At 69.0% G+C, this 4,344-nt stretch carries 6 protein-coding genes; 1 reads left to right on the plus strand and 5 read right to left on the minus strand.

What is annotated here, in order from left to right:
- A partial coding sequence (locus P409_RS27780; RefSeq protein ID WP_034846043.1) for a LysR substrate-binding domain-containing protein occupies positions 1–424 on the plus strand: 424 nt, incomplete at its 5' end.
- Positions 425–429: 5 nt separating this feature from the next.
- Here the strand turns inward: P409_RS27780 and P409_RS27785 are convergent.
- From P409_RS27785 to P409_RS39340, 5 genes are all read right to left on the minus strand, one after another.
- Entirely contained in the window at positions 430–894 is a 465-nt protein-coding gene (locus P409_RS27785) for a hypothetical protein (protein WP_152613576.1), read from the minus strand.
- A gap of 154 nt (positions 895–1,048) precedes the next feature.
- Positions 1,049–2,356, minus strand: coding sequence for an O-acetylhomoserine aminocarboxypropyltransferase (locus P409_RS27790; protein ID WP_034846047.1), 1,308 nt, complete (start codon positions 2,354–2,356; stop codon positions 1,049–1,051).
- 5 nt (positions 2,357–2,361) lie between these two features.
- Positions 2,362–2,850: a CoA-binding protein gene (locus P409_RS27795; RefSeq protein WP_034846049.1), complete on the minus strand. Its 489-nt coding sequence runs from the start codon at positions 2,848–2,850 to the stop codon at positions 2,362–2,364.
- Between the two features lie 6 nt (positions 2,851–2,856).
- Positions 2,857–3,696: an enoyl-CoA hydratase gene (locus tag P409_RS27800; protein WP_052121484.1), complete on the minus strand. Its 840-nt coding sequence runs from the start codon at positions 3,694–3,696 to the stop codon at positions 2,857–2,859.
- Between the two features lie 366 nt (positions 3,697–4,062).
- Positions 4,063–4,344 (minus strand): hypothetical protein (locus P409_RS39340; protein ID WP_034846051.1); only part of this gene is annotated, 282 nt, incomplete at its 5' end.

Consider the following 4,344-nt stretch of genomic DNA (forward strand, 5'->3'; position numbering starts at 1 on the left):
GGCGCGCCGGGTCGGCACCATGGCCTTCGGCCTCTATGCCGCGCCGTCCTATCTGGCGGGCCGGCGGCCGGAGGACTGGGGGTTCCTGGGCGACGACGACTCCGCGGGGGAGCTGCCGCAGCACCGCTGGATGCTCGCCTTCGCCGGGTCGCGGCCGCTGGTGCTGCGCAGCAACGACATGACGACGCTGTTCCAGGCCGCCCGCGCCGGCATCGGCATCGCCGCCCTGCCATGCTTCGTCGGCGAGGGCGATCCGGGCCTGACCTGCGTCGAGCCCGACCGCGCCGGCGTCGGCAGCCGGGAGATCTGGATCGGCATCCATGAGGACCTCCGCCGCTCGCCCCGGCTGCGGCTGGCGATGGACGCGATCGCCGCGATCTTCGCCCGCGAGCGCCGGCTGCTGGAAGGTGCCGGCGCTCGCTAGCGATCTCAGGAGCCGACCGGCTTCATCTGCAGCCCGGGAACGACGGTGTTCGGCCGGGGCGCTGTCGCGCCGGGAACCGTCGCGCCGGCCACAGCAGGCACCAGGGTGATGTTCACCGGCGAGGTGTATTTGTTGTCGGCGCCGCTGGCGGAATCGATCGCCCAGCCGATGCCGCCGCCCAGGATGACGTTGCCGACCGTCGCCCCGGCCACATCCGATTTGTTCAGGAAAGTCGCTGTCTGGTACCCCACCTTGTCGCAGGAGATCGTGATGTCGTGCTTGGTCTTCTTGATGGTCGTCGCCGCCGGCGTCGCCGGGATGGTCGCGATCACCGTGCCTTCCCGCTGCAGCTGACACTGCGCCCCGGACGGGTTGGTGTTGACCGCGATCTCCTGGGACGTGCCCTCGATGATGGAAGAACAGGCGCTCAGGCTCGCCGCCGCGGCGAGCGCCAATACAAATCGCTTCATCACTATCCCCCAACGAAAATGCGCGAACGCATAAATCAGTCAAAAATTGACTAAAACCCATCATTATATGTGTCGGGAACAGGAGTAAAGGGCATCGCCGCCGTCCGTTCGCATCGGCCGGGCCCTGCGGCGCGGGCCCGGCCGATGCGAGGGCTCAGACCCCCGTCGCCGCCCGCAGCGCCTGGTCGAGGTCGGCGATGATGTCGCCCACCGATTCCAGGCCGATCGACAGGCGGATCACCTCCGGCCCGGCGCCGGCGGCCTTCAGCCCCTCCGGCGTCAGCTGGCGGTGGGTGGTCGAGGCCGGGTGGATGATCAGCGACCTGGCATCGCCGATATTGGCGAGGTGGCTCAGCAGCTCCACCCCCTCCACCACCTTCACGCCGGCGTCGAAGCCGCCCTTGACGCCGAAGGTGAAGACGGCGCCGGCGCCGCGCGGCAGGTACTTCCTGGCAAGATCGTGGTACTTCGAGCCCGGCAGGCCGGCATAGTTCACCCACTCCACTGCCGGGTGGGTCGACAGGAACTCCGCCACCTTCTGCGCATTCTCGATGTGCCGGTCCATCCGCAGCGACAGCGTCTCGATGCCCAGCAGGGTCAGGAAGGCGTTCAGCGGCTGCTGGTTGGTGCCGAGGTCGCGCAGGCCGACGGCGTGGCCGTAGAAGGTGTAGGCCAGGTCGCCGAAGGTCTCGAAGAAGCGCAGCCCGTGATAGCCAGGCTCCTCGGCGGTCAGGCCCTTGAACTTGTCCGACTGGGCCCAGTTGAAGCGGCCGGAATCCACCACCACGCCGCCGACCGAGGTGCCGTTGCCGGACAGGAACTTGGTGGTGGAGTGGACGACGATGTCGGCGCCGTGCTCGATCGGCCGGCACAGATAGGGCGTCGCCATGGTGTTGTCGACGATCAGCGGCACGCCCAGCTCGCGCGCCACGGCGGCGATCGCCTCCAGGTCGCTGATCACGCCGCCGGGATTGGCCAGGCTCTCGACGAAGATCGCCTTGGTCATGTCGTTGGCGGCGCGGCGGATGTTCTCCACATCGTCGACGTCGACGAAATGCGTGACCCAGCCGAAAGCGCGCTTGAAGCTGTTGCCGAGCTGGTTGATCGACCCGCCATACAGCTTGTTAGCGGCGACGATCTCGGCCCCCGGCTCCATGAACGGGAACAGGGCCAGCAACTGCGCGGCATGGCCGGAGGAGGTGGCGGTGGCGCCGACCCCGCCCTCAAGCGAGGCCATGCGCTCCTCCAGCACCGACACGGTCGGGTTGGTCAGGCGGCTGTAGATAAAGCCCAGCTTCTGCAGGTTGAACAGCGAGGCGGCGTGGTCGACATCCTCGAACACATAGGAGGTGGTCTGGTAGATCGGCGTCTGCCGCGCGCCGGTGGTCGGGTCGGGCCGTGCGCCGGCGTGGATCGCCAGCGTCTCGAAGCCCGGGCCGCCCGGGTTGTTGCTCTCGGACATGATCCTCACCCTCTTTTCTGGATCTTCGACGAAATCACGCGCGACGAGGTGCCCATCCAGCTCAGCTCGCCGTTCAGCCGCGCCCATTCGATCTTCGGGCAGCGGTTCATCACCACCCGGATGCCGGCGGCCTCCGCCTTCGCCGCGGCGGCGTCGTTGCGCACGCCCAGCTGCATCCAGATCACCTTCGGCCGCACCGGCAGGGCCAGCGCCGCGTCCACCACCCCCGCCGCGGCCTCGCTGTTGCGGAAGATGTCGACCATGTCGACGGGCACCGGCACCTCGGCCAGGCTGGCATACACCGTCTCCTTCAGGATGGCCTGGCCGGCCACGCCGGGATTGACCGGGATGACGCGGTAGCCCTTGCCCTGCAGATAGGTCATGGCGAAGTAGCTGGGGCGGTTCCAGTTCGGGCTGGCGCCGACCATGGCGATGGTCTTCACCTCGCGCAGGATGCCGCGCAGATAGGTGTCGTCGTATCGCTCGTGATCCATCTCCGCTCAGCGCCCCTGCCAGACGGGCGGGCGCTTCTCCAGGAAGGCGTCGATGCCTTCCTCGGCGTCACGGGCCAGCATGTTCCGGGTCATGACCTCGCTCGCATAATCATAGGCGCTCTGCAGGCCAATCTCGGCCTGCTCGTAGAAGGCTTCCTTACCGATCGCCAGGGTCAGCGGCGACTTGGCCCCGATCTGCCGGGCCAGGCCCATCGTCTCCTCCGCCAGCCGCGCGGCCGGCACCACCCGGTTGACCAGCCCCAGCTCGCGCGCCCGGTCGGCGCCGATCGGGTCGCCGGTCAGCAGCATCTCCATCGCCGGCTTGCGGCCGACGGCGCGGGACAGGGCGACCATGGGGGTGGAGCAGAACAGGCCGATATTCACGCCGGGCGTGGCGAAGCGCGCCTCGGAAGCGGCGATGGCGAGGTCGCAGGTGGCGACCAGCTGGCAGCCGGCGGCGGTGGCCATGCCCTGCACCTGGGCGATCACCGGCTTGGGCAGCCGGGTGATGGCCAGCATCAGGGCCGAGCACTGGGCAAAGGTTCGCTCGTAATGCTCGCGGCTCGGGTCGCCGCGCAGCTCCTTCAGATCATGGCCGGCGCAGAACGCCGGGCCGGATGCTCCCAGCACCACGGCCTTGACCGACTCGTCCTGGCGGATCGCCTGCAGCTCCGTCTCCAGCGCCAGCATCAGCGCCAGAGACAGGGCGTTGCGCGCCGCCGGCCGGTTCAGGGTCAGCACGGCGACGCCGTCGGCATCGTGCCGCAGCAACAGGGCGTCCGTCGCCGCGGCGGGGGGCGTCTGGCCAATTGGCGTTGAGCCAGCGGGCAGCGGGGCGGCGGACATGGCGGTTCCTCGGGCCGGTCGGTGCGGACGCACTCTACCCCGACCTTCGGCGGAGGAAACAGCCATGAACGGGTGAGAGAGGGCAGGGGCATGCCCCACCCCTGCGAATCGTTCCCTCACCCTCCCGGCCAGGGTGGAACGGTGCGCCCCTGCGTCGAACGCGCGTGGCCTCTCCCGCAGGCGAGACCCTTTCAGAATCCCCCAAACCCGTCATCCCCGCGAAAACGGGGATCTCGTAACCTTTTGATGGGATAGAGATTCCCGCTTTCGCAGGAATGACGAAGAAGGGCTGGGATGCCGTTTTGAAAAGGTCTCGCCTGCGGAAGAGGCCACGCGCCCTTATGTCCGCCGCCTCTGCGTGACCCCTCACCCGGTATCGGGTTCGTCCGGTTCCTTGCCGCCGCCGGTATCGCCGTGGAAGATGATGCCGAGGGAGCGGCAGAGGCGGTCGGCGACCCGGCCGGGCGGCTCGGCCTCGATCATCGCCTCGACATCGGGCTCCTGCAGCCGGGCCGCCAGCCCGGCCTCGACGGCGGGAACCCGCTCGCGCTCGTCCACCATGGCCAGCGACTGCCGCATCAGCTCGTCCAGCCGGGCGCGGCGACGCTGCCGCACCTCGGCCCGGCTGCCGACCGGCGGCGGCGGATA

This window comes from Inquilinus limosus MP06 (assembly GCF_000767795.1).
Lineage (GTDB): Bacteria > Pseudomonadota > Alphaproteobacteria > DSM-16000 > Inquilinaceae > Inquilinus > Inquilinus limosus_E.